The organism is Micropruina sp., assembly GCF_047602385.1.
Taxonomy (GTDB): Bacteria; Actinomycetota; Actinomycetes; order Propionibacteriales; family Propionibacteriaceae; genus Micropruina.
Genome location: NZ_JASGHL010000005.1, coordinates 583,932 through 607,056, shown reverse-complemented (window position 1 = coordinate 607,056; position 23,125 = coordinate 583,932). Strand labels below are relative to the sequence as shown.

Below are 23,125 nucleotides of genomic sequence, written 5' to 3'. Positions count from 1 at the left end.
CCCGTTCGCGAGCTTTTGCTCGCAAATCACGATACGAGTAGTTGCTCGTATCTGGCAAGGGCTTGATCTACGATGCCGGTGATGGCTCGCGAAGTGGCTCGGACGGCTCGCGGCGTCGCCCGGATGGCGCAGATCCTGGACGCCGCGTCAGTCGTGGTCGCCCACGTCGGCTACGAGCGGGCCACGACCAACGCGATCGCTGCCCAGGCCCGGATCTCACCCGGCTCGCTGTACCAGTTCTACGCCGACAAGGCTGCGATCGCGGCCGCACTGGGCGAACGGCTCGCGGGAGAGCTGGAGCGGGCGCAGGACGAAGCGCTGGCCGGGCTCGACCCCGCCGCGGTGCCGCTGGCCGAGCTGGCCGAACGGGTGCTCGACCCACTGGTTCGGCTGGCGGCCGAGCGACCCGCGTTCGCCGAACTGTTCGCTCTGGCCGCGCTTCCCGAGGCCGCGCTGGCGCCCATCGCGGCGGCGAAGGACGCCCTCGACGGACGCATCGCCGACCTCCTCGGCGTCCGGCTGCCGCACCTGGACCGCGCCGAGGCGGAGCAGGCGGCGCGGATCGCCCATCTGCTGGTGCACGGTTCGATCGCCGCGATGGCCACCGACCCGGTGGTGCGGCGCGAGGTCACTCGCGCCGTGGTTGCCTATCTGCAGACCAAGGATCTGGCGACCAACGAGCGTCCAGATTGATCCGGGCGGGGTCAGAGTCCTTCGGCCAGCCAGGCCAGATCGGCGCGGTGCTCGTCGGGACCGCCGGGGGTCTCGACCACCACCGGCGCCCCGGCTGAGCGGATCACGTCACGAACACCGTCCGGGTCGCACTGGCCGGTGCCCCAGTTGGTGTGCCGGTCGGCGCCGGAGTCGAAGGCGTCCCTGGAGTCGTTGGCATGGATCAGGTCGATCCGCCCGGTGATCGCGCGGACCCGGTCGACCAGGCCGAGCAACTCGTTGCCGCCGGCGTGGGCGTGGCAGGTGTCGAGGCAGAAACCGACCTTGTCGGCGTTGGCCGAGGCGCCGATGGCCGCCCAGAGCCGGTCGATCCGCTCCAGGTGCCGGGCCATCGCGTTGGTGCCGCCGGCGGTGTTCTCGATCAGCAACGGGACGGGGATGTCGAGCCCGTCGACCGCCTTGAACCAGTTGCTGAAGCCGACCTCCGGATCGTCCTTGGCGTTCAGGTGACCGCCGTGCACGATCACCCCCGCGGCACCGATCTCGGCGGCGGCGAGGAGTTGCTTGTGCAGCTGCTGCCGGGACGGGATCCGGATCCGGTTGTTGGTACTGGCCACGTTCAGCACGTAGGGCGCGTGCACATACAGCGCGATACCGGCGGCCTCGGCGTCGGCCTTCAGCGCGGCCGCGCCGCCGGCGTAGCCGACCTGTGGACCCTTCCAGCCCTGTGGGTCGCCCAGGAAGAACTGGCTGAGCCCGGCACCGCGCGCCCTGGCCTCGGCGATCGGGTCGGCGGAGTCGACATGTGCACCCATCGCGATCATGGGCCTGAGCCTAACGGGACGCCCTGACACTTTCCGTCGGCCGGCCGCACCCTGCGCCGGGCACGGGGCCCCGGCAGCCTCTCAGCGGGCCGCGCCGACCTTCGCGGTGGGCTCGGAGTAGGTGCTGGTGGTCGCATAACCGGCCAACGTCGCGCGGACCCGGACGTGCACCCGCTTGCCCAGGTCGGCCTTGCCCAGCCGGTAGCTGGACTTCGTCTGGCCGCTCACCTGCTTGCCGTCGCGGTACCACTGGTAGGACAGCGACGCCGTCGGCTGCCAGACCCCGGGGGTGGCACGCAGCGTGCCGCCCACCAGAGGGTCCCCACTGACGACGGGGGTCGGCGCGGCCGTGAACGCCCGGGGCTGGACGGTGCGGGCCACCGAGTAGGTGGAGACGGTGGCGTACCCGGTCGCGCTGGCCCGGACGCGAAGACGGACGGCGTGCCCGACGTCCTTGCTGGTCGGCGTGTAGCTGGCCGCGGTCGCCGAGGCGATGTTCTTGGAGTCGCGCTGCCACTGGTAGGCGAACGTGGTGCCGTCCGGGAAGCCGTCGCCGGGCGCGCCGGTCAGCGGGGACCCGAACTGACTCTGCCCGGTCACCACCGGACGTGGGGTGGGCAGCACCCCGGCGACCGTGTTGGTGGTGCTGTCGGAGGTCTTGCTCACCGTCGTGCTGCCCAGCGTGGCGCTCACCTTGACCCTGATCGCCTTGCCGAGGTCGGACGCGGTGATCCGGTACCGCTCGGCGGTGGCGTCCGGGATGGCCTTGCCGGCCCGCTGCCACTGGTAGGACAAGGTCGCGCCCGGAGGCGTCCAGGTGCCGGGTACCACCGCCAGGGTCAGGCCAACCCGCGCGCTGCCGGCGATCGCGGGGACCGTGGACGGGTACGGCCGGAACGGCCCCACCGTGACCTTGGGCCACGAGGACGACGACGAACGCTTGACCTGGTCGACACAGGCCGCATTGGACCCGGTGCCGCACCGGCCCTGGTTCGGCACCCGCAGCACCGCACCGGTCCACCACGAGGTCTGGCCCATCGCGCCGTCCCAGGACAGCGAGATGTGCACATGGTCCTTGTGGTTGGCCGTCCAGGATCCCCGGCTGGCCATCTTCCGCCAGCCGAGCTCCTGGTAGTAGATGGACCAGATCTTCTGGTTCCAGATGATGTACATGATCCCGAGCCGGTAGGCGACCTCGCCGTTGTTGGCGGTCACCCACCTGATCATCTGGTCGACCTTGGCGCGGTCCTTGGCCTTGCGCGAGTCCATGTGCCAGTCGAGCGCGCGGCCCTCCTTGTGCTCGGAGGTTCCGCCGCTGGTGCAGAACCGCGAGATGCCCCAGGACGAGCCGCCCCAGTTCTTGATCAGGGCCTTCAGCAGGGCCGTGGTGCCGCGCTTGGCCGACGGTGTGCAGCTCTGCTGGGGCTGGTAGCCGAGGTGCGCATCGATGCCGGGGGTCTCCAGGGCCGCCGGTGGCGGCGGGTTGCTGGCCGCCCGGGCGATGCCGATCGGGGTCAGTGCGATCAGCAGGGCACAGGCGGCGGCGATCAGGTTTCGGATGCGCATGGCGTCCTCGGCAACTCTCGGGGGCGGGTATCAGCAGGGTAGGCGGGATCGGCCGCCGTCCGTGGGAGTCTCAGGGTCGTCCGATTCGCTGCCGGACGAGGCGGCCGCTAAGGTTAGTCCTTGGTGCCTTCCGGCACCGTTTGCACACGCCCTCCTGCCATGGGAAATGCTCATGGCCGCTCGAGACCAGAGGAGGTGGAGTTCGCGTATGCGCCAATACGAAGTCATGGTGATCATCGATCCCGACGTCGACGACCGTCAGGTGAACGGCCTGTTGGAGAAGCCGCTCGCCGGCCTGACCAAGGCCGGTGGCACCGTCGACAACCTGGACATCTGGGGCCGTCGTCGGCTCGCCTACGACATCCGCAAGAAGTCCGAAGGCATCTACGCCGTCATCAACATCACCGCTGAGCCTGCCGACGTGAATGAGCTGGACCGCCAGTTCACCCTGAACGAGCAGATCATGCGGACCAAGGTCATCCGGCCCGACACCCGCTAGAGATTTCTGTCAGCGGCAGCTGACAGGCTCTGAGTGACCAGTACCTCGATCGAAAGAACACAGTCATGGCAGGCGAAACCACAATCACCCTCGTCGGCAACCTGACGGCCGATCCCGAGCTGCGCTTCACCCCGTCCGGGGCTGCGGTGGCCAACTTCACCGTGGCGTCCACGCCGCGGACGTTCGACCGTCAGACCCAGGAGTGGAAAGACGGGGACGCCATGTTCCTGAACTGCTCGGTGTGGCGGCAGGCGGCTGAGAACGTCGCCGAGTCGCTGACCAAGGGCATGCGGGTCGTCGTCCAGGGACGGTTGAAGTCGCGTTCCTACGAAACCCGTGAGGGCGAGCGTCGCACCGTCTTCGAGGTCGATGTCGACGAGGTCGGCCCGTCCCTGCGGTACGCCTCGGCCAAGGTCACCCGCTCCTCCGGGGGTGGCGGCAACTACTCCGGCGGCGGCAACGCCGGCGGTGGCTACTCCGGCGGCAACTCGGGTGGCCAGCAGGGCGGGAACGACTCGTGGTCCTCCGGCGGCGGCAACAACCGCTCGGCCGGCAACGACCCCTGGGCGCAGGCCCAGAGCGACGAGCCCCCGTTCTGAGCGTTCGGGTCCGATCGGGCACCGCCTGACCGGCGACTCGCCCCAACTCATCCACGTCATTCCGGCTCCGGCCGGGCTCACTGAAAGGGAGCACCACAATGGCCCCAGCACAGCGCAAGCCTGTGAACAAGAAGAAGGTCGCGCCGGCCAAGTCCGTGCGCATCGGCCACATCGACTACAAGGACACCGCGACCCTGCGGAAGTTCATCTCCGAGCGGGGCAAGATCCGCGCCCGCCGGGTGACCGGCCTGTCCGTCCAGGAGCAGCGCAAGGTCGCGATCGCCGTCAAGAACGCGCGTGAGCTGGCCCTGCTGCCGTACGCCTCGACCGCTCGCTGAGAAGGGAGAACGGACGCATGAAGCTCATTCTGACCGCTGCCGTCGACCACCTCGGCATCCCCGGCGAGATCGTCGAGGTCAAGGACGGCTACGGCCGCAACTACCTGCTGCCCCGCGGTTTCGCGATCAAGTGGACCAAGGGCGCCGAGAAGCAGATCGACGGCATCAAGCGGGCTCGTGACGCCCGCGAGATCCGCAATGTCGAGCATGCCAAAGAGATCCGCACCCAGCTCGAAGAGCTCGCGGTGTCGCTGCCGGCCAACGCCGGCGAGAACGGCAAGCTGTTCGGCGCCGTCACCCCGGCCGACATCGTCCTGGCGGTGAAGAAGGCCGGTGGTCCGGCCGTCGACAAGCGCTCGGTCGAGATCGCCAAGCCGATCAAGTCCGTCGGTTCGCACACCGTCGGCCTGAAGCTGACCAGCGGCGTGGTCGCCCACATCAACGTGGACGTCGTCGCCGCCTGACCTCCAGCACGACAACGAGGCGGGGAGCTCTCCCCGCCTCGTTGTGCGTTTGCGTCCCTTCCTGCCCCGAGGTGTCCATGCCGCAGCATCTGCCTTACCGGGTGCTGTTGCGCAGCATGGGCGCCTCGTTCGCCGTTCTGGGCTTCCTGGGACGGCTGCCGACCTCGGTGCTGCCGTTGGCTCTGCTGCTCTACGCGCACCACCGGCTGGGCTCCTTCGGCCTGGCCGGGCTGGCCGCGGCGGCGCTCAGCCTCGGCGGCGCGGCCGGGGCGGTGCTGATCGGACACCTGTCCGACCAGTGGGGGCACCGGGTGGTGGGCATCGCGGCCACCGTCGTCCAAACGGCGGCCGTCGGCGGGTTCCTGCTCTGGTGCACACCGGACGTTCCGCTGGGAGTCGTGCTGGCGCTCGCCGCCCTGACCGGTTTCGCGAATCCTCAGTTGGGTGCGATGGCACGCTCCCGGTGGTCGCAGGCCGCCGCGTCCCGGGACGACCGACTGCCGTTCACCGCGTCCGCGATGGCCTGGGAGGGCGCGATCGACGAGGTGGGGTTCGTGATCGGGCCGGTGCTGGCCACCACCCTGGCCGCGGTGGCCGCTCCCGCGCCGCTGCTGACCGTGGTGGCGCTGGCCTGGATCGGCCAGGTGGGCTTCGCGCTGCATCCCTCCGCGCTCGGCCCCGCGCGTCACGGACGGCAGCGGCACGCCGAGTCGGCCGACCGGGTCGACTGGCGGGTGCTGATCCCGCTGGCGGTCGCGATCGGCGGTGTCGGCGTCCTGTTCGGCGGCTCCCAGACCGGCATCGCTGCCTTCTTCACGGTCCGCGGTGAGGGGGCGGTGGCCGGTGCCGTCTACGGTGCGATGGCGGTCGGTAGCGCGTCGATGGGCCTGCTCAGCAACCGACTGCCGGTGCGTTGGTCGATGGCTTCCCGGATCACCGTGTTCGGGTTCGGCTGTGCGGTCTTCTCGCCGCTGCTGATCGTGGCCTGGGACGCGTCCACGATGGCTTTGGCCTGCCTGCTGATCGGCATCATGGTCGGTCCGACCCTGGTCACCGGCTATGCCTACGCCGAGCGGATCTCGCCGCCCGAGCGGCTCTCCACCGTGATGACCGTGCTCAGCACGGTCGGCGTGGTCGGGGTCGCGGCCGGCGCGGCGGTGGCCGGGCAGGTGGTGGACGGCTACTCCGCCCGAGACGCCGCCTGGATCGCCACCGCCGGGGGCCTGCTGGCAGGTGTCGCCGGACTGAGCATTCCCCGGCGGCCGACCCGGCGGTCCTCGGCGAGGTGAGCGCCGCGGCCGGGCCGGCGGCAACTAGGGTGAACCGGTGACTGGACCGGCAGGTGCGAGGCGACGTCCCAACTGGGGGCGGATCGCCCTGATCGTGGCTGTGGTCGCGGCGTTGGTGGGTGTCGGTTTCGGCGTCCGGGCGATGTCGGTGCCGGTGGAGCGCGCGGGTGTGCCGACCATGCCGGTGCCGTCTCCCAGCGGCGGCCGATCCGCAAGCCCGTCGCCGAGCGCCAGCACCTCGGCAACCCCGTCCGGCACCCCGACGACGACGGCGTCGAGTTCACCGCGCAGCACGATCAAGGCGTCCGGCAACTTCGACTGGGCGAGCGTCACCGCGTCCGCCGCCGGCTCGCAGGGGAAACTGACCCGGTACGCGGTGGCGGTCGAGACCAGCGCCAAGCTGGGCGCCGACTCCGCCGCCAAGACGATCGCGGGCGTGCTCAACGACCCCCGCAGCTGGACGGGCGACGGCGACGTCCGATTCGCCTTGGTCGGCAAGGCCAAGGCGACCGTCACCCTGTACCTGGCCAGCGCCGGCACGGCCGCCACCCTGTGTGGATCCTCCGGCAGCGCGGACACCTGCACCAAGGGCAACACGGTGGTGATCAGCGCCGAACGCTGGAAGTCGGCGGCGGCGACCTACGCCGGGGACGCCGCCGGCTACCGCACCTATCTGGTCAATCACGCAATGGGACAGTTCCTCGGCAAAGACGCCGCCGGGTGTGCCGGCAAAGGCAGGAAGGCGCCGGTGATGATGCCGCAGAGCGCCGACCTGCGCGGCTGTGTCGCCAATCCTTGGCCCTGATCGACGCATCAGGCCGGCTTCGGCGGGCTCTTCCTCTCGTTCGAGAGGATCGTCATGACCGGCACCGCCAGGCCCTCGCCCGCACGGCGAATGGTGCTGAGCCATGCCCTGGCCGGGGTCGCGGTCGGGTTGCCGTGGCCGGCACTGCTGGCCTGCGGGTGGCAGGTCAGCGACGATCCCGCCGTACTCGGACTGCTCGGCGCGGCCCGGTTCGCGCCCTGCGTGCTGCTCTCGGCGGTCCTTGGCGGCATCGGCGACCGGATCGGACGGCTGTTCGCGGTCCGGGTGTCGACGGCGACAAGGTTGGGCCTGTTGACCGTTTGTGCGGCGTTCATGCTGGCCGGATCACTCTGGCCGGCGGTGATCGCGGCGACGCTGACGGTCGCCGCCGGAGTGCCCGCGTTCCCGAGCCTCGCCGCCCTGATCCCGCAGGTCTCGCGGCGGCCGGACCGGGACACCAATGCGCTGGTCACCTGGGAGATCAGCGGGTTCGTGGTGGGGCCGGCGGTGGGCGGCCTGTTGCTGCCGGCCGGCGTCGGGTGGTCGGTCGCCGGCTGCCTGCCGCTGATGGCGGCCGCCCTGCTGGTGCTGCCGCGTCGCCTCGCCGATCCCGGCCCGCGGGTCGATCGGCCACGGCTGCGCGACGGTGTGCGGCAGGTGCTGGCGCTGCGAGTGGTCCGGCGCGCCATCGGCACGGTGATGATGCTCAATGCGGTGATCGGCGTGCTGGGGGTGGCCCTACTGACCATGGCGCAGAGCCACTGGGGCGCCGGTGTCAACGAGTTCGGGTGGCTGACCGCGCTGCAGGGCTTCGCATCACTGGCCGCCCCCGTGCTGATCCGGACGGTGGGCCGGCTGCCGGTGTCGGTCGCGGCGCACCTGCTCGTGGTGCTGCCGCTGGTGGCGGTCGCGGTCAGTCCCGGCTGGGTGGCCGCTGCGGTGCCATTGGCCCTTGCGGGCGCGGGGTTGACGGCGATCGAGTGCCGCACCACCCGGATGTTGCAGGTCGGTGCGCCGGCAGCATTCACCGCAGTCGCGCTCGGCATCGCCGACGCTGCGCTGGTGGCCGCCGCCATGGCCGGGGCACTGCTCGCGCCCTGGCTGCTGACCCTGGTCGGACCGGCCGGCCTGCTGATCGCTCTGGCGGCCGGTTGCGCTGCCGTCCTGAGCCGCGGACTGGCCGGAGCTGGGACGATGGCGACCCGCGCCGAACCCCGCCGGGGCAGCCCCAGACGATCGACGTCGGACCCGGGGCGGCCTCAGCGGGTGCTCGTCCCGTAGCGAGTGCTAGTCATTGTTGGTCGAGCTTGTCGAGACCCATCCGGCAACGGGTTTCGACTCTGGCGCCGGGTTTCGACAGGCTCAACCGGCGAAACGACACCTCGATCAGCGGGTCATCAATCCTCGGCAGGGTCGTTCTCGGCGTCCTCCTGGGTGGGATGGACGGTGCCGGGGACATGGTCGGCCGGACCGTACAGCGCGTACACCTTCATCGGCTCGTCGCCGATGTTGGTGACGTTGTGCCAGGTGCCGGCCGGCACCAGGATCGCCCAGTCGTCCTCGACCTCCTTGCGGAAGCTGAGTTCGCTCTTCTTCGGACCCATCTCGACCAGGCCCTTGCCCTGTTCGAGGCGCAGGAACTGATCGTTGCCGGGGTGCACCTCCAGCCCGATGTCGCCACCGACCGGGATCGACATCACGGTCAGCTGCAGATGCTTGCCCGTCCACAACGTGGTGCGAAAGTTGTCGTTGTCAGTCGTCCGTTTCTCGATGTCGAGGACGTAGGGCTCCTTGCCCCGGTCCTTGTTCTTCCTCACAGTCATCGTTGCTCCTTTCGGCGTACCTCTCATCCTTACCCACACCGCCGACAGATTTCGAGCGGCGCGGCAGATCAGCCCTCACGGGCAGCCAGCACCTGCCGGATCACCGTCAGCACGCCGTGCTCGGCGTTCGAGCCGGCGAGGAACCGGGCTCGCTGTCGCACCTCTTCGTAGGCGTTGCTCACCGCATAGCTGTGGTGCACCTCGTCGAGCATCTCCAAATCGTTGGCGGCATCGCCGAACGCCATCAGCTGTTCGCGCTGCAGGCCGAGGTGCGCCGCCAGCACCCGGACACCGTGGCCCTTGTGGACGCCCGCGTTCATCATGTCCACCCAGAGCGGCCCTCCCACGGTGACCGAGAAGTCGCCGGCATAGGCCGGTGCGAACACCTCGTCGCAATACCGTCGGCTCTCGCCGGTCGGCAGGTAGACACTGAACTTGTCGACGGCGGCGTCCAGCCCGGCGAAGTCATCGATGAAGACGATCCTGGGATTGAAGGTGCCGAGGTACGGTTCGTGCTCACGATGCCTGCTGGACACGTAAGCGGTGTCCGGCCCGCTGACCACCGGCACGCCCGGCGTGGACGTCAGCGTGACCGCAGCCATCGCCCGGTAGTGCTCCGGAGCCAGCAGGCTCTGGAACAGCACCGTGTCGCCGTAGCTGACCGTGCCGCCGTTGTCGCCGACGTAGCCGATGCCCTCGCGCGGTGGGAACATCTGCTTCAGCCGGTTCAGCGGACGCCCGCTGGCCGCGACGAAGGTGACCTCGGCCGCGCTCAGCCGGCGCAGGTAGTGATGGAAGTCGGGCGGCAGGTCGCCATGCTCGTCGAGCAAGGTGTGATCCATGTCGGACGCGATCATCCGTACCGCGTCCAGCTTCGTCTCCACGCTCACAATCCCATCCGGTCGAATACTTTCAGGGCGCTGCGCCGGCCCAGCTCGATCATCTCGTCGGCTCGATGGAAGTCGAGAATGGCGCAGGCGTCCATCGGCACCCAGACCATCACCTCGGGCGCGTTCAGCACAGTCCGGGCGATCTCGATCCGGGCTTGCATGACGTCCAGCGTCCGGCCCAGCAGATCGACCAGATTGACGTCGGACGGCAGATCCTCGAACTCCTTCGGCGGGGCCTCCGGCGGCGAGAGCAGCTTGCTCAGATTCCGTCCCGGCCACGATCCGGCCAGCGAATGCCCTAGTCGTTCCGTCCAGGACGGCTCGCCGGCGTCGACCGCGATCTCGGCATGGTCGGCGCTCGCCTCGTCCGAGGACTCCTTGCTCGGCAGGCCGAGGTGCAGGCCCGGACGTCGTCCGAACAGCGACACCCCGACGCTCACCTCGCCCGGCATGTCCATCATCGGCGCCACCGGCAGCGGATTCAGTAGGCCGCCGTCCACCAGCAGCCGTTCGCCGATCCGGACCGGGGTGAAGACCGCCGGAATGGCGATCGAGGCCCGGATCGCCGCCACCAGCGGCCCTTTGCGAAACCAGACCTCGCGTTCGGCGTCCATGTCGGTGGCGACCGCGGTGAACGGGATCGGCAGGTCCTCGATCCGCACATCGCCGACGAAGCGGTGTAGTTCGCGCATCACCCGCTGCAACCGGATCAGGCCCGGCGCGCCCAGGGTCAGGTCGGTGAGCCGGACGATGTCGCTGCGGGTCAGTGTCCGCACCCAGTCGGTGAAGCCGTCCAGGCCGCCGGCGGCGAACACCCCACCGACCAGGGCACCCATCGACGTGCCGGCCACTCCGGCGATCTGATGACCGCGGGCCTGCAACTCCTGGATCACCCCGACGTGGGCGAAGCCGCGCGCGCCGCCGGCACCCAGCACCAGGTTCACCTTCATGGGTCGAGTCAACCATCTCGGCCCAGCCCGTACCGGCTGTCCGGTCACAGCCGGTCGCCAAACCCCTCCCTAACTACCTGTGCCCTCCCACATGCGGGAGGGCACAGGTAGTTAGGCAGGGGTCTATTCGCCATTACGATCGGGAGCAGGCCCGAGGAGGTGTCGATGAGTGCGACGGACGTGCGGCAGGCGGTCGTGGTCGGCGCGGGAGCGATGGGGTCCGGGATCGCGGCGCAGTTGGCCAACGCGGGGGTGCGGGTGCACCTGCTCGACGTCATCGCTGAGGGCGAGACCGAGGACCGCTCACGACTGGCCCGGGAGGCGATCGGACGGCAGCTGAAATCCGGCGGCTTCATGCTGCCGGTCTTCGCCGAGCGAGTGACGCCCGGCAACGTGGTGGACGACGTGGCTGCCTACGGCGACGCCGACTGGGTGATCGAGGCGGTCTTCGAGGACCTCACTGTGAAACGGGACCTGTACGCGACCATCGAAGTCCACCGCGGCCCGGACACCATGGTCACCTCGAACACCTCCACGATTCCGCTGGCCAGCCTGGTCGAGGGCCGGGACGCCGGCTTCGTCGCCCACTTCGCGATCACTCACTTCTTCAACCCGCCCCGGCAGATGCCCTTGTTGGAGCTGGTTGTGGGGCCGTCGACGGACGCCGAAGTCAGCAAGCGACTGGCGAGCGCCGGCGATCACCAGCTGGGCAAGACGGTGCTGCGCTGCCGCGACACCCCGGGTTTCCTGGCCAACCGGATCGGCAACTTCTGGATGGCGGTCGCCTCGGCCGAGGCACTCGCCGGCGAAGTCGACATCGAGACCGCGGATGCGGTGATGACCAGGGCATTCGGGACGCCGCGCACCGGCGTGTTCGGGCTGTTCGACCTGGTCGGGATCAACCTGGTGCCGTCGATCTGGACCAGCTTCCTGCGGCTGCTGCCCGCCGACGACGCCTATCACCGCTTCGACATCACCACCAACACCACCTTCACCGGGCTGCTGGAGCGCGGACTGGTCGGACGGCGCGGCCCCGGCGGCTTCACCCGCCGCCGCAAAACCCCCGAAGGCCCTGTCGACGAGGTGATCGACACCGAGACCTTCGACTACCGGTCACGGCGGACGCCGTCCGACCCGGCGCTGGAGGTGCGCGGCCTACGCGCGGTGTGCGAGACCGACTCCCCGGCCGGCCGCTACGCCTGGACGGTGCTGCGTGAGTTCGTCGAGTACTGCTGCGTCACCGCGCCGGAGATCGCCGAGCAGGTCGGGCTGATCGACGACGCGATGAAGCTCGGTTACGCCTGGCAGGCGGGTCCGTTCGAACTCGCTGATACGGTCGGCGTGGAGTGGCTGGCCGGACGGCTCGAAGCTGAGGGACGCGCCGTGCCCGCCCTGCTGCGGCAGGCCGGCGCTGCCGGAGGCTTCTACCCCCGGCCGGGAGCGGTCCTGGCCACCGACGGCTCGGTGGCCGAGTTGCCGCCGGGTCCGCTGACGGTGGCGCAGGCGTCCGGGGTGCTGGTGGAGAACGACTCCGCGGCCCTGGTCGACCTCGGCGACCGGGTGGCCTGCCTCACCCTGAAGACGAAGATGAACGTCTGCGAACCGGGGGTCTTCGAGATCATCGACCGTGCCCTCGAGCTGGGTGCGAAGGGGGAGTTCGCGGCGCTGGTGATCGGCACCGACCATCCGCGCGCCTTCTCGGCCGGTGCCAACCTGAATGTGTTCGCGTCCCTGGCCGAGCGCAACGATCCGGACGAGTTGCGGCGCTTCACCGAGTTGGGGCAGCGCTCGTTCGCCCGGCTGCGGGCGGCGTCCTTCCCGGTGGTGGCGGCGGCTCGCGGGCTGGCCCTGGGCGGCGGCTGCGAGTTGATGCTGGCCGCGCACCACGTGGTCGCGGGCGCCGAGTTGTACGCCGGCTTCCCCGAGCGCAAGGTGGGCCTGATCCCGGCCTGGGGTGGCGTGACCCGCACCTTGATCCGCGCGTCACTACGGGGTGTGCCGGACGCCGCGGCGCGAGCGTTCGCGTTGGCGTCCAGTTCGGCGATCAGCGGCTCGGCATTCGAGGCGCAGGCCGAGGGGCTGCTGCTGCCGTCCGACGAGATCGTGATGAACGGCGCCCGGGTGCTCGAGGAGGCCAAGGCGTCCGCGCTGGAACTGGTCGGCCGGCCGCGGCGTCCGGAACCCGAGGTGTTCGCGCTGCACAGCCCACGGGTAGAACCACTGGACGCCTCGTGGTCGGACGCCTCAGCCACCGACCGGCGGATCGTCGGGGCGCTGGCATCGATGCTGACCGGCGACGAGCCGGTGACCGAAGCCGAACTGCTCCGCCGTGAGATCGAGGTGGCTCTGGAACTGGTGGTGCTGCCTGCCAACCAGGACCGGATGCGGCACCTGCTGGCCACGAACCGGCCGTTGGAGAACTGAGGACCGCCTCGTCGGTCGAGCCTGTCGAAAGCCTTCTGACCGGCCTACCGGAGTTATCCACAGCCGTTTCCACAGCGGGGGACAACTACACGGATGTGATTCATAGCCTGCGGGTTCCACCAGTGGCTTGGGAGAAGTGGCGGAGGCGAGGACCCTCGCCTTGCGTAGGAACGAACCGACGTGCTGGAGTGCATGATGGACTGCCCGGTCACCCGAGAGGCGAAGGGGTGAGCCTCACCCATCGGGGCCTGTGGCGACGACCCGGAAGTCGTCGCCGGCTTCGACCAAGCCGTCTGTGCGCTGCGTCGGCTTCCCAGCGAGTCGGCGATGCCAAGCGGAGGTATCTCATCGACCTACACCCACGCGCCCAGCGGCCATGGCAGCGCCGGTCTGTGGTCGCCCACGGGTTGCGGGGCCGAGAGCGAGCGGCAGTAGTGGAGACATCCATCCCGGCCCGCTTCTGGCGACATGCCCTCGCCGCAGGCATGGCCTTCTATCTCGACGCAGCCATGTTGATCTCGGTGGCGATCGCGCTTCCGGTATGGCGTGACCACTTTGCGCTTGGCCCATGGGAGGTGGGCATCCTCGGATCGGGGCTGGCGTATGCGGTGGCGATCGGCGCGTTGATCGGTGGACGGCTCGGCGACCGGTTCGGCCGCCTCCGCGTGCTCACCGTCGACCTGCTGGTCTTCGCAATTGGCGCGGTGCTGATCGTCTTGGCACCTTCGCCGGGCGTGTTGGTCGCTGGCGTCGTGGTGGTCGGCCTGGCCGCCGGAGCCGACGTGCCCACCGCGCTCGCCGTGATCTCCGACGCTGCGCCAGATCATGGCCGGGGACGACTGGCCGCGCTCACCCAGGTGTTGTGGATCGCGGGCGTGTTGTTCACCTACGGGCTGGGGTTCGCGGTCTCGGGTTTGGGTTTTGCCGGAACCCAGGTGCTCACCTTGCACCTGGTGGCGGTGGCCATGGTCACTCTCATGCTGCGCCTTGCTGTCGGGAGCCGGATGCCCTCGCCGGACCCCGTCCGGTCGGTCGGAGCGAGACGGCTCGGGCTGGCTCGCTCCGCCGTTCTGCTGCCGCTGCTGGCCACGGGCGCCTTCTACCTGTGCTGGAATGCCGCGGCGACCACCCTGGGCAGCTTCGGAACGTACTTTCTGGTGACCATCACCGGCCTCACGCAGTCGCAGGCGACCGGGCTGGTGCTGGTGTCGTTCGCGCCGTCGTTGGCTATCGCCTTGGCGTTTGTGCGGCTGGCTGATTCGCGGTGGCGCGACCGCCTCTTCGTTGTGGCCGCGCTCCTGCAGATTGCGGCGTACGCGGCCGGCGCGAGTTCTGGGGGTACGGCCGTCTGGTCGATGGTCGTCCTGGTGTTGTTGTACAGCCTGTCGAACGCCTTCGCCGGCGAAGCGATCTACAAGGTGTGGAGTCTGCTGCTCTTACCCGCCGAGGTGCGCTCGACCGCGGTTGGGCTCACCTACGCGGTCGCCAGGGTAGCGGCCGCCGCCTTCTTGTTGGTGGTGCCGGTCATCGCAGAGGTGGATGCCGCACTGCTGCTGTGGGTGCTGGCAGGCAGCGTGACGCTGTCCGGTCTGGTCGGCCTGTTCATCATTCGACACGCGGCCTGGCGGCGCCGGCTGAATCCTCAGTCCCGTGCCCGGTAGGCCGGGAAACGTCGTGGTTGCCGCGTGGTGCAGGCCATGGAGCATCCAGGGGACTGTCGCGGCTGCGCCGGTCAGTGCCCGGGTGGCCCTGCGAACTCGGGAGTCGCTGGCGGTGAGTTGCGGCGCGTGCCAGTCGGTGGCCGTTGCGCCTCGCCGCGTGTAGCCGAGATTCCGCAGCAGGCCGGCAGCCACCATGCCGAGGAAGACGGCCTGGTCCATAGGTTCCTTCCGGCGTGATTCATCACGCGCTCTTGCCGTACATGACGCAGGCGCCGACGCCGCCGACGATGTCGATCACTGCCTTGATGGCCACAGCCGCGTCCTCCGTCGAGACATTCAGCCACCAGGTGGTGAACGGCGAGACGAGATTCGACGTGTTCCCGAACACCGCGCCGAGGATCGCATCGGTCTTGTTGTCGGTGTTCACGTAGCCGTACCGGGCGCTCAGCACGCAGTTGGCGGCTGCGCTCAGACTGCTGACGAGCGGCCCGTAATACTGCGACAGCGGATCGGCGGCGGCAGGAGCCTTGTCGTAGTAGTTGATCGTGTCGGGGTCGGGGGAGGCCGTCGGTTTCGCTTTGTCGGCGATCTTGAACAGCGGGGTCATCACCGCGGTGTAAATCGCGGGAGGAAGCAGGCCCGGCTCGTTGGTGTCGGTCGGCAACCCGTTCCAGATCAGGTTCCCGTCGCGGCCGGGCATGGTCAGGATCGTCTGCAGCAACGGGCAGATGATGTCGAAATAGTCGATGATGCCCGATTGCTGCGGACGTACCTCGCCGCCCTCTGGGACGAGCAGCTGCACGTCGCCGATCACGTCGGCGACAAGGCAGAAGGCTTGCGAGACGGCCGCCACTAGGTAGCAGTAGGAGTCCCCGTCGTCGGACGTCGCGGCCGCCGCGGCGCTGGGCTTGAACACCGGATTGTGTCCGGACGCGACCCGGACCAGCGTCACCGGCAACGCGACCGACAGGCTGATCAGCCGGTTGAGGCTGATCGTGGCGTCGACGTGCAGCTCGTCGGTGATCAGCTTCAGGACGGGATCTACCGACGGGATGGACCACTGGTACGCCAGGTACCGGTCGAGGATGGCCAACGCCGCCAGCGTGAAGTCGAGCACCGCGTCGGCGATCTTGTTGCAGAGGTCCAGGACGTCATCGACGATGGCCTGCAGGTATCCGAACCATTCGGACACGTTCTGCTCGGTCATGTCGTCCTTCGACGCGATGTCCTTCAGAGACGTCCAGAGCGTCTGTACGATCGTTGCCCCGAGGTCGACGCTGTCCTTCCAGGCGGCGGTCAGATCCTGCAGCACACCGTCGAAAACGCCGGTCAGGTCGGGGCCGGGGTCGACGGGCAGATACTGGCTGAGCTTGTGGTACAGCCACATGCCAGGGCAGTCGTTGGCCACCTTCATGATCCATTGGAAGTTGCTGGACACGTTGGTCAGGGCGGTCGAGCTGCCGGTGTCGGACGGCGGCGGCGTCGGCGGCTGGGACTGCCCGAAGGTCGCCTGCTCGATGGCCTTGGAGAGGTCGCTGATCCAGCCGTTGACCGTCGCCTCCTGGTCGCTGAACCAGGTGTCGACCTGCTTCTCGACGCCGCCGATGATGCCGCCCAGTTGGGTGGCCCCGGCGCTGAGCATGGTGCCGATGGTGGTCGCGTTCTGGCCGACGGACGTCAGCAGTTCCAGCATCTCGCGCTTCAACCAGTTGACCATCTTGACGATGTCGGCGCCGAGTGTGCTGAACCAGCCCCCGATCACGTGAAACGCGTCACGCATGTCGTTGATGGCATAGGTGGCCAACTCGCTCAGGTCGGTGGCCAGATCGACCACCCACTGCTTCAGGTCGTCGGCCCAGCGGATCACCGCCGACTGCACCTTCGCGAGGCCGTGCCGAAGTGCGTGGCCGAGGCTGTGGAACAACGTGCCGAGGGACGCCGCCGCCACGGTCGTGACACCGAACTTCTTCGCGTCGGCCGAGGACGCCGCCCTTAGCCGGCCGGCGTGACGCTCCAGCCGGAAGGCGCGCGGTCGCCCGGCCGCGGGAGCCTGACCGCGCCCGGCGGTAACTGCTGCGGCGAGGGTGGTGACCAACGCGCCGGCGTCGCCGGGGTGGAGGCCCGGCAGCAGCGGCTTCCCGTCGGCTGTGGCAGATGTGAGGGTGCCGGCCTGCAGGGTGCCGAGATCGGTCAGCGGCGCGGACCCTCCCAGAAAGTTGCGCACGTCGTAGTCGCCGGCCACCGAAAGCGGCGATCCGCTGGGTCGCCCGTTGTCGTCGAGGGCCTGCACGGTGAGCACGGCGGAGTCCAGCTCTTCGGCCGGCACGCTGAGGACGATCTGCCCGCGGAGGTCGGCGGTCAGAGTGACCGGACTCCCGGGTATGAGAATCGTGCTGCCCACATCCTGCCAAAGCCCGACCAGACGGTCGGTGCCCACCTGGGCCTGACCGTTCCGCACCGGGTTGCCGACGGAGTCCAGCAAGGAGATGGTGAGTCGATAGCAGGTCATGGGCACCGCGTCCGAGGCGTTCTGCCGCACCTGCGTCTGCGTCCAGCCGGTGTCGTCCAGGGTGAGCACGCTCAGGGTCTCGTCGGCACCCACGGCGAACAGAGTTGCCTGGGTCGGGTCGAAGGGCACCCCGAAGACGCCCACCAGGCCCGGCTGAGGGCTGCCCGGTACCCCTGAGGTGAGACTCAGCGGGGCGGCCCAGCTGCCCTGGCTGGTCTCGTGCACGCAGGCCAGGTTGCCGTCGTCGTCCAGCAGGTTGACCGTGTACAGGTCGCCACGCGACCACACGACCACCGAGTTGGGCCCGGAGGCCGGCGCGTCGGCCAATCTGATCAGCCGCGCGGTGCCGTCCAGGAAGAAGGTTCCTTCGCCGCCCAACGTATCGATCTCGCCCTGGAAGGCGGCGCCGGGCTGTCCGGTACTGCTGTTGGGCGGCGTCCAGGCCCACAGCAGCTGGCTTATCCCTCCGATCACCGTCATCGGCAGGTAGTCGAAGAACGGTCCGACCTGTGCGTAGACGCTCAGGGTGCCGTCGGTGTTCAGGACCAACGCCGAGCCGACCGTGTTCTGGCTCGCCGTGTCGAACAGCACCAGGACGTCCTGCACCGGCTTGGTGTTGTGCGGGGTGAGCAGCGGATAGAAGTCCAGCGGATCGGTGTCGCTGCCGTTGGCCACCCACGCCACCAGTTGGGTGCTCTGGCCGCCGCCCGGCGCGGGGGCCGCGACCGTGGTGTAGAAGTAGGGCTGTCCCTGCGTGGAGACCCCGCCCTTGAGTGGCCCTGGATCATGCGGTAGATCCGCGTAGGCGACATCGGCCACGAAACCCTGGTTCCAGCTGGTGGCGTCGTTCAGCCAGGTGAGCCAGTACGGTGACCCGTCCGGGTTGTCCTGCGGATCGGGTGAGCCGAAGATCAGGGCGTACACCCGCTCGTCGTTGGCGGCGATCGCCACATCGGTGACGGAGGTGAATACGCCCTGGAGGTCGAACTGGGCGTAGGCCCAGCCGGTGGCCTGTGTCGGATCTCGATGCAGATGGTTCAGCGACCCGTTGCTGAACACCAGCGCCTCAGTCACACCGCTGGTGGGGTTGAAGAACGGCAGCAGTTCGTCGTCGGCGCCGATCAGGACGTCGGCTGTGGAGAACACGTCATCGGTGAGTTCGCAGCTGGCCGCGACGGCGTTGGGTCCGTTGATGGCGCCGAACCGGCCCGGCGCGGGCCTGGGCGTCGCGGCTCGAGCCACCGGCGTGGCGAAGGACGAGCCGTTCAGGTACAACCCGACGCCCACGCCGAGCAGGCCGGCGAGCATCGAGCGGCGGCCGAACTCACCCGGTCGCCGGAACGGAGCCTCGGGGTCGCCGACTGCCGCGGCGGCCGCGTCCGGGACCGCGACCGGTGCCTTGGTGATCATCGTTTCCCGCCTTTCGTGACCTTCAGCGTGGCCCGCCCGGTCAGCCGTCCAGAGCGGGCGATGACCACCAGCGAGCCAACCGCGGTGGGCGTCACGGTCAATTCCTTGACCGTCGCGCCGGGAGCGGACAGCGAGGTGCCGGGGGCGCGTCCCAGATCGGTGCCGAAGGCGTCCAACAGCCGCACGTCGAACCGGACGGGACTCCCCTGCTTGGTGGTCGTACGGTCCGGTTTCAGCGACAGGGTGACCGCGGGGCCGCGGTCGACCAGGATCGCACTGGTGTAGCCGCCACCGGCCAGGACGGCGGAAGTCACGCCGGACAGCCGCGGCACCCGCGCAGGCGTCGGCTGGCTGGCCAGTGCGGCGGCGCGACCGGTACCGACCGCCCCGAAGCGGCCGTCCCCCCAGGCGAACACTTCATGCCGGTTGGTCCGCACCAGGGTGTGCCGATGCCCCGCTCTGACCTCGACGGCCCGGCCCTTGGATTCCGCCAGCCGCACCGCTACCGGACTCTTGCGGTAGGCCGCCCCGGCCACCCCGAGTTGGCCGAGATCGTTGGCTCCCCAGGCCAGCACGGTGCCCCGATTGGTCAATGCCACCGTGTGGTCCTCCCCGGCACTGATCGCCTGCACCAGGCCCCACGCCGCCTTGAGCTGAAGCCGGCGGGTCAGTGCCCGTCCGGAGGGGTCTGTGCCGAGCATCAGAATCTGACCGGACCAGGTCAACGCCACCAGATGGCGAAACCCGGCATCGACCGCGATCACACGGGTCTCGACCTGGGTCGCCAACCGTGGCTTCGTGATGGCGCGGGAGGCGCTGTCGCCCAGGCCCAACTGACCGGCGTGGTTGCGGCCCCAGCAGATCAGTCGGTCGGCCATCGAGATCGCGACTGAGATGCCGTCGCCGGCGGCCACCTTCTTGACCGGCTCCAGCGTGATCAGCTGTGGAGTGCTGCGGTCGTCGGTATGGCCGAAGCCCAACTGGCCGCGGTGGTTGCGGCCCCACGCCACCACCCGCCGATGCGTGGTGAGCACCAGGACATGATCGGTGCCGGCCGCGATGGCCGCCGCCTTGGCTCCGCCCGGCAGGCGTACCCGGCGCGGCTCGCGCCGAGACATGGTCGTGCCGTCCCCGAGCTGGCCGTGCTGGTTGCCGCCCCAGGTGTACACCTCGCCGGCAACGGTCAGCGCCACACTGAAACTGGCGCCGCCCTGCAGGTCGACGATGCCGGCCGGCAGTAGGGCGGGAGCCGGCGTGGCGATCCGAGCGGCATGGCCCAGACCGAGCTCGCCGGTGTTGTTGTAGCCCCACACGAACGCTTTGGTGGGCCGCTTGGCGGTGGATGTCGCTGCTGACACGGTGCCTCCTCAGCGGGCGCGGTCTGCCGCGCGCCCGGACCGCTCGTATACTGCCCGGACCCGTTTCAATCTGATTTCAAGCCGCACGTGCGGTGGTCGATGTCGAAGAGGGCTATTGATGTCACATCCGGCCGCCGCCCTGCGATATCGCGATCTGGGTCCCGTCGAGGTGCTGCGCTCCGACCTGCCGCTGCCGCTCAACACACCCCGGCTGACTGCCGTCCTGTCGCTGCTGCTCATCAACGCCAATCACGCGGTCAGTGTCGACGCGCTGATCGACGCGGTCTGGGGTGAGTCGCCGCCGGCCGGGGCCGAGGCCACCCTGGCCAGCCATGTGTTCCGGCTGCGCCGGTCGCTCGAGCCGGACCGCGGCCCGCGGCAGCCGTTTCGGGTGCTGGTTCACGAGGCTGGCTGCTACCGGCTGATCGCACCGGCTTCCGCGGTGGATTCGTTGCGATTCGAGGAGGACGCCGAGCTCAGCCGCGACCTGCAGTCCGCCGGCGACTTCGAGGCGGCGCTGCGCCGAGTCGAGGAGGCGATCGGCCGCTGGCGCGGACGTCCCTGGACGCCGCACAGCGACCTGCCCTGGGCTGCGACCGCGTCCGCTCGGTTGGACGAGTTGCGGCTGCAGCTGCGCCAGCGCGGGGCCGAATGCCGGCTGGAACTGGGCCGGCCGGAGGGTGCTCTGAGTGTCGTGGAGCCCCTGATCGCCGAGCAACCGCTGCGGGAGCGGCCATGGGCGCTGCGGATGCGGGCGCTGCACCTATTGGGTCGCACTGACGAGGCCCTCGCCGCGTACCGGACGGTCCGGACGCTGCTGGCCGACGGCGTGGGCGTGGAACCGGGCCGCGACCTGCGCGAGCTGCACCGCCAAGTGTTGACCGACGACCCTGCGTTGCGCCCCAAGACCGGGGGAAGCCGGGGTGAGGCTCCGGCGCGACTCATCGCTGGGCCGCCCCGGCGGCGCACCGCACTGTTCGGGCGGCAGCAGGAACTGGCCGCCGTCGCGAACCTGACTCGGCCGGGGGTCACGCTCACCGTGCTCGGCCCGCCCGGCGTCGGTAAGACCAGGCTGCTGGTGGAGGCGGCACACGAGTTCGCCGACCGATTCACCGACGGGGTCTGCTTCGTCGATCTGAGTTCGGCGCGGGACCGCGAGCAGGTGGTCGAGCGCGTCGCGACCGGGCTCGGGCTGGGCGCGGCCGTGCAGGGGAGCGTCGTGGGCGGGGTGCGGGCGCACCTGGCCATGCGTGATCTGCTGCTGGTGCTCGACAACGGCGATCATGTCGTCGAGCAGGTGGCGGAACTGATCGATGAGTTGATCGAGGAGGATCTCCAAGCGCGGATCGTGGTGGCCGCCCGCCAGCCGCTCGGCGTGCCGGGGGAGCGCACCTGGGTGCTGGGGCCGCTGCCCACACCTGCCGCCGACTCCGGCGGCGAAGTCGCCGTGACCGAGGTGCGCGATGACCCGGCCGTCGATCTGTTCATCGACCGGGCGCAGGCGTTGGGCCGTCCGGTCCAGCCGGGCGAGCGGGCGATCGTGGCCGAGATCTGTGCGGCGGTGGACGGTCTCCCGCTGGCCATTGAACTGGCGGCGGCCCGCACTCGCTCGTTCGGACTGCGTGAGATCGTCCTCCAGGTGCGAGCCGACGCGTCCGGCTTGCGCAGGATCGGGCCGAACGCCGTTGCCGGCGCGAGTCTCGGCGACCTGATCGAGCAGAGCGTGTCGCGGCTGGACGAGCCGGCGCACCTCCTTCACCTGGCGTTGGCGACCGTGCCGGGTCCGATCACTTCGCACGCGGCCGCCGTGATCAGCGGGCAGGATCCGGCCGACGTCCACGACCAGCTGGCGACCCTGGTGCACCGCTCGCTCTTGATTCCGTTGCATGGTTCGGGCGCGCAGCCGACGAGGTTTCAGCAACTCAGCCCGATCCGTGCGCACGCCCGTCGTGGCACCGAGCCTGGGCTGCGCAGCGCTCAGGCACACCGCGCCGACGCCTACGCGGGCGAACTCATCGGCAGCCGCCCCCGGGTCGGTACACCTGGGGAGCGGGCCTGGTCAGCACGGATCGATGCCGACCTGGCAGTCGTCCGACACCTTCTCGACGAACAGCTGGTCCGGTGCCCGAGCGCGCTGGGGGTGCGGGCCGCAACCCGGCTCGGCTTCTACTGGTACTACCGCGGCCTGGTCGCAGAGTGGGCGCGCAACACCCGATTGGCAGCCGGATCCCCGGTCGCCGGCGAGGCCGAGCGTCTGTTGGCCGGTCTCAGCCACGCCTGCGCACTGGGCCTGACCGGACGCGGTCACCTCGCCGTGCAATTCGTGCCAGAAGTCGACCAGCTCACCCTCGACGCGTTCGACGCGGACCAGGCGTTGGTGCTGGGGGACGCTCTTTTTGCCGTCACGTCAACGGCCCGCGGAACCCGCGATGTCGAACTCGGCCGCCGCGCGGCCGCTGGCGTCGGACGGGTCGCGGCCACGACGGAAGACCCGCTGCACGACCTGATGGCGGATGTCGCGCAACTGCTGGTCAGCCTCGATGAGGCCGACCCGCAACTGCTACTTCCGCGCACCGAAGCCGCCTACGCCCGGGCGCTGGAGCTGTCGAACCTCTATGTGGCCTGGCTGGTGGCCGCGGTGGGTGCCACCCTCGGCTTGCTGACCCAACAGCCCCAGAACGGTTTGATCTGGTCGCAGCGAGCCATCGATCACCACCTGGCCTTGGGCGTCCGAGAGGCCGCCGGCACCCTCACCCTGCACGGACTGCTACTCGGCGCCCAAGGCGATCGGAGGCTCGCTGCGCAGGTTCTCGCCGCAGCCCGCCACCAGAGCCGACTCAGCGGAATGCGGTGGCCGCGCAGCACCCAGGTCTGGCGTGAGGTGCAGAGCATCAATGACGAACTCACCGAACTGGATCGCCGCGCCGCCGAGGTTGCCGGGCGGCGACTGGCGTTGGCCGATCTTGCCTCGACGAAGGCCGATGATCATGCCGTACCGGGGTGGGGTGGTCAGCCGGCCGGTCGTGGAACGTGAGGTCACTGTT

At 69.6% G+C, this 23,125-nt stretch carries 18 protein-coding genes; 11 read left to right on the top strand and 7 right to left on the bottom strand.

From position 1 onward, the window contains the following. The first annotated feature begins 81 nt into the window (after positions 1-81). Positions 82-693, top strand: a complete 612-nt coding sequence (locus tag QM711_RS18325) for a TetR/AcrR family transcriptional regulator (RefSeq protein ID WP_415101993.1) — start codon at positions 82-84, stop codon at positions 691-693. Between the two features lie 11 nt (positions 694-704). Here QM711_RS18325 and QM711_RS18320 read toward each other — a convergent pair whose 3' ends face one another. After that, on the bottom strand, positions 705-1,496 hold the full coding sequence (locus QM711_RS18320) for a deoxyribonuclease IV (RefSeq protein WP_415101991.1): 792 nt from the start codon (positions 1,494-1,496) through the stop codon (positions 705-707). Between the two features lie 81 nt (positions 1,497-1,577). Beyond that, positions 1,578-3,062 carry a hypothetical protein gene (locus QM711_RS18315; RefSeq protein WP_415101989.1) on the bottom strand — a complete coding sequence of 495 codons (1,485 nt, stop codon included), beginning with the start codon at positions 3,060-3,062 and terminating at the stop codon, positions 1,578-1,580. 208 nt (positions 3,063-3,270) lie between these two features. Between QM711_RS18315 and rpsF the strand changes: the two genes are divergently transcribed. The 7 genes from rpsF to QM711_RS18280 all read left to right on the top strand — a co-directional run bounded on the left by rpsF (position 3,271) and on the right by QM711_RS18280 (position 8,337). Continuing rightward, positions 3,271-3,561 (top strand): 30S ribosomal protein S6, encoded by a 291-nt coding sequence (gene rpsF, locus QM711_RS18310; RefSeq protein ID WP_415101987.1) that lies wholly within the window; start codon positions 3,271-3,273, stop codon positions 3,559-3,561. A gap of 65 nt (positions 3,562-3,626) precedes the next feature. Further along, positions 3,627-4,160, top strand: a complete 534-nt coding sequence (locus QM711_RS18305; RefSeq protein WP_415101985.1) for a single-stranded DNA-binding protein — start codon at positions 3,627-3,629, stop codon at positions 4,158-4,160. 98 nt (positions 4,161-4,258) lie between these two features. Then, positions 4,259-4,498, top strand: a complete 240-nt coding sequence (gene rpsR / locus QM711_RS18300; RefSeq protein ID WP_415101983.1) for a 30S ribosomal protein S18 — start codon at positions 4,259-4,261, stop codon at positions 4,496-4,498. 17 nt (positions 4,499-4,515) lie between these two features. Continuing rightward, on the top strand, positions 4,516-4,962 hold the full coding sequence (rplI, locus tag QM711_RS18295; protein WP_415101981.1) for a 50S ribosomal protein L9: 447 nt from the start codon (positions 4,516-4,518) through the stop codon (positions 4,960-4,962). Between the two features lie 77 nt (positions 4,963-5,039). Then, the gene (locus QM711_RS18290; RefSeq protein ID WP_415101979.1) at positions 5,040-6,251 is read left to right on the top strand and encodes an MFS transporter; all 1,212 of its coding nucleotides are present in this window, start codon (positions 5,040-5,042) and stop codon (positions 6,249-6,251) included. A 37-nt stretch (positions 6,252-6,288) separates the two neighbouring features. Further along, complete coding sequence (locus tag QM711_RS18285; RefSeq protein ID WP_415101977.1) at positions 6,289-7,056, top strand: DUF3152 domain-containing protein; 768 nt, start codon at positions 6,289-6,291, stop codon at positions 7,054-7,056. Between the two features lie 54 nt (positions 7,057-7,110). Next, positions 7,111-8,337, top strand: a complete 1,227-nt coding sequence (locus tag QM711_RS18280; RefSeq protein WP_415101975.1) for an MFS transporter — start codon at positions 7,111-7,113, stop codon at positions 8,335-8,337. Positions 8,338-8,453: 116 nt separating this feature from the next. Here QM711_RS18280 and QM711_RS18275 read toward each other — a convergent pair whose 3' ends face one another. The 3 genes from QM711_RS18275 to QM711_RS18265 form a co-directional block, all read right to left on the bottom strand. Beyond that, positions 8,454-8,879, bottom strand: coding sequence for a cupin domain-containing protein (locus tag QM711_RS18275; RefSeq protein ID WP_415101973.1), 426 nt, complete (start codon positions 8,877-8,879; stop codon positions 8,454-8,456). 68 nt (positions 8,880-8,947) lie between these two features. After that, positions 8,948-9,763 carry an HAD hydrolase family protein gene (locus QM711_RS18270; protein ID WP_415101971.1) on the bottom strand — a complete coding sequence of 272 codons (816 nt, stop codon included), beginning with the start codon at positions 9,761-9,763 and terminating at the stop codon, positions 8,948-8,950. A gap of 2 nt (positions 9,764-9,765) precedes the next feature. Then, positions 9,766-10,719 carry a patatin-like phospholipase family protein gene (locus tag QM711_RS18265; protein WP_415101969.1) on the bottom strand — a complete coding sequence of 318 codons (954 nt, stop codon included), beginning with the start codon at positions 10,717-10,719 and terminating at the stop codon, positions 9,766-9,768. Positions 10,720-10,884: 165 nt separating this feature from the next. Here QM711_RS18265 and QM711_RS18260 point away from each other — a divergent pair, with 165 nt between their 5' ends. Next, the gene (locus tag QM711_RS18260; protein WP_415101967.1) at positions 10,885-13,143 is read left to right on the top strand and encodes a 3-hydroxyacyl-CoA dehydrogenase NAD-binding domain-containing protein; all 2,259 of its coding nucleotides are present in this window, start codon (positions 10,885-10,887) and stop codon (positions 13,141-13,143) included. 485 nt (positions 13,144-13,628) lie between these two features. Beyond that, positions 13,629-14,804: an MFS transporter gene (locus QM711_RS18255; RefSeq protein WP_415101965.1), complete on the top strand. Its 1,176-nt coding sequence runs from the start codon at positions 13,629-13,631 to the stop codon at positions 14,802-14,804. A gap of 241 nt (positions 14,805-15,045) precedes the next feature. Here the strand turns inward: QM711_RS18255 and QM711_RS18250 are convergent, their stop codons facing one another. After that, positions 15,046-18,723: a hypothetical protein gene (locus tag QM711_RS18250; RefSeq protein ID WP_415101963.1), complete on the bottom strand. Its 3,678-nt coding sequence runs from the start codon at positions 18,721-18,723 to the stop codon at positions 15,046-15,048. Continuing rightward, complete coding sequence (locus QM711_RS18245) at positions 18,720-20,081, bottom strand: RCC1 domain-containing protein (protein ID WP_415101961.1); 1,362 nt, start codon at positions 20,079-20,081, stop codon at positions 18,720-18,722. Before QM711_RS18245 ends, QM711_RS18250 begins: the two co-directional genes overlap by 4 nt. Before the next feature lie 118 nt (positions 20,082-20,199). Here QM711_RS18245 and QM711_RS18240 point away from each other — a divergent pair, with 118 nt between their 5' ends. Further along, positions 20,200-23,115, top strand: a complete 2,916-nt coding sequence (locus QM711_RS18240) for a BTAD domain-containing putative transcriptional regulator (RefSeq protein ID WP_415101959.1) — start codon at positions 20,200-20,202, stop codon at positions 23,113-23,115. The last annotated feature ends 10 nt before the right edge of the window (positions 23,116-23,125 follow it).